The sequence below is a fragment of the Gordonia polyisoprenivorans NBRC 16320 = JCM 10675 genome (genome assembly GCF_000241325.1).
GTDB classification, from domain to species: Bacteria; Actinomycetota; Actinomycetes; order Mycobacteriales; family Mycobacteriaceae; genus Gordonia; species Gordonia polyisoprenivorans.
The window spans coordinates 1-1,677 of sequence record NZ_BAEI01000090.1 but is presented as its reverse complement, the minus strand read 5'-3'; the positions used below and the strand labels follow the sequence as shown (position 1 = coordinate 1,677).

General features: G+C 65.7%; 1 protein-coding gene. It reads left to right on the top strand.

All coding sequences use genetic code 11. From position 1 onward, the window contains the following. The first annotated feature begins 110 nt into the window (after positions 1-110). The gene (locus GOPIP_RS25490) at positions 111-1,505 is read left to right on the top strand and encodes an IS1380 family transposase (protein ID WP_035728868.1); all 1,395 of its coding nucleotides are present in this window, start codon (positions 111-113) and stop codon (positions 1,503-1,505) included. The last annotated feature ends 172 nt before the right edge of the window (positions 1,506-1,677 follow it).

Below are 1,677 nucleotides of genomic sequence, written 5' to 3'. Positions count from 1 at the left end.
CCTCGGCCTTTCACGGTGATTCCGTGTCGTGAATAGAGAATGGTGCCCTGACCTGGGATGATTGGACTTACCACAGTTTCAATCGGACCAGTTCGAGGAGCACCATTCAGGTGAGTAAGTCTACGTCGTGCTACCCGTCGTTGTCTGTAGATGGCTCCGGAACCGGGGTGGTGTCGCATGGCGGTGCGACGGTACTGCTGCGGGCATCCGAGAAGACCGGTTTGAGCAGGCACTTGTCGATGGCGTTGGTGCCGTGGCGCAAGCCTCTGGCCACCCATGATCCGGGCAAGATCCTGCTCGACCTCGCCATCGCGGTCGCCCTGGGCGGCGATTGCTTGGCCGACATCAACCAGGTGCGTGCCGACCCGACGGTGTTCGGGCCGGTGGCCTCGGATCCGACCGTGTCGCGGCTGATCTCGACGCTGGCCGCCAATGCGCCGGCGGCGTTGTCGGCGATCACCACTGCCCGTGCCGCCGCCCGCGCGCAGGCGTGGACGGCCGCCGGCACCGCAGCCCCCAGCCATGACCGTGATGCGCGTCATCCGTTGATCATCGACCTCGACGCCACACTGGTCACCGCACACTCCGACAAAGAGCGCGCGACGCCAAACTGGAAGAAGGGCTTCGGGTTTCACCCCCTGTGTGCGTTCGTCGATCACCAGACTTCCGGAACCGGTGAACCATTGGCGATCGCGTTACGGCCCGGCAATGCCGGGTCGAACACCGCTGCCGATCACATCGCCGTCGTCGAGCAGGCATTGGCTCAGGTACCCGGCATCGATGGTTATCGGGTCGGCAAAACGGTGTTGATCCGTACCGATTCGGCCGGCGGTACCCACGAATTCCTCGAGTATCTGACCAGACGGCGGCTGGCGTACTCGGTCGGATTCGGACTCACCGAAGCCATCGCCGCGATCATAGACCGACTACAACCCGAAGCGTGGACCCCGGCCTACGACGCCGACGGCAACGAACGCGACGGGGCGTGGATCGCGGAACTGACTGGCATGCTGGACCTTTCGGGCTGGCCCGCCGGGATGCGGGTCATCGTGCGCAAAGAGACACCGCATCCCGGGGCGCAGTTGCGGTTCACCGACTCCGACGGCATGCGACTGACCGCATTTGCCACCAACACACCCCGCGGCCAGCTGGCCGACCTCGAACTGCGCCACCGCCGGCGGGCCCGCTGCGAGGACCGCATCCGCACCGCCAAAGACTGCGGCCTGACGAACCTTCCCCTGCACGGTTTTGATCAGAACCGCATCTGGTGCGCCATCGTCGCGTTGGCGTGTGAGTTGATCGCCTGGACCCAGATGCTCGCCTTCGCCACCACCCCGGCGCGGCGGTGGGAGCCGAAACGGCTGCGACTACAAATCTTTTCGATCGCCGCCCGACTGACACGTCATGCGCGGCGGACCCGACTCAAACTCGCCGCCACCGCACCCCGCATTCAGTTGCTGCTCGACGGCCTCGCCCGGCTCGCAGCGCTTCCCGACCCCGGCTGACCCGCCAGCCGATTCTGACCCACCGACTGAAAGGCACACACATTTCGGGGCCGTGAACCCCGACGCCCACCGACGCTCGGCCACATATTCACGGCCTCGGTCCGGAATCCGGTCCTCAGACCACCCCACCGGACCGACTCACGCGGCGGCGTCACCCCGCGAAACATCGAGG